This window comes from Singulisphaera rosea (assembly GCF_054877945.1).
Map to the genome: position 1 here is coordinate 1 of NZ_JBTYIP020000088.1, position 763 is coordinate 763.

Genomic DNA, 763 nt, shown 5'->3' on the forward strand with positions numbered 1-763 from the left:
CAACGGGCCTTCGACCGGTGGCGTCTCGCCCCGAGGCTCAAGGGAGCAGTCCGTGAATCGCATCCGGTGGCCATTGGGCTGTCGTTGCTTTGACACTCCGCTTTGCATGTCCTTTCTGGTCTTCCCATGTCCTTTCTGGTCTTCCGTTGCATTGACCCTCCGCTTTGCATGTCCTTTCTGGTCTTCCGTCCAAGAAGCTATAACCTGTTCACTGGCCAAAATTTGTGCGCTATCTACGTGGCATTCTGTTGTGTCCCCTTTTGCTGCCTCCGTAGCTGCGGGTGGAGCGACAAGTTCTTGATGGAAGTCGCTACGCAATCAACATGTTAGTATGCGCTGGCCCTGCTTTCTATCCCCTCAAGTCATACCCCTTCCAATCGGATATTTCGCCAAGAAATGGATCCAGCAGCGATTACTGACCTGGCCGACTCCTCAAGGCCCTCTGGTGAAAACACAAACAAATGATGGTCTCTTTCTATTCTATAGTGCAAATTCGTCCTAACGGCATCTTCCCCGGCCAGAATCCGTACCACTGGCCGTGACGTGTCCGTTCTCCAACTCATGAGAGAGGAGACGAAGAAAATCGACTCAAACCGGATTTCAATTTCAGGCCCTGCAATAAGATCGAGACCGCAATGAAGCACGACGGAATATGATGAGCATTCGACAACCTCAATATCAAGCCAGGGCTTGACACAGAGGGTGGCATTCAATTCGGAAAGACAATCCCAGAGTTCTTGTTTATTCATGCTCGCATGCTTTC

1 protein-coding gene is annotated in these 763 nt (G+C 51.1%); it reads right to left on the reverse strand.

The window, feature by feature from the left end:
* Positions 1-362 precede the first annotated feature (362 nt).
* A partial coding sequence (locus ACYOEI_RS41065; RefSeq protein WP_462856475.1) for a hypothetical protein occupies positions 363-763 on the reverse strand: 401 nt, incomplete at its 5' end.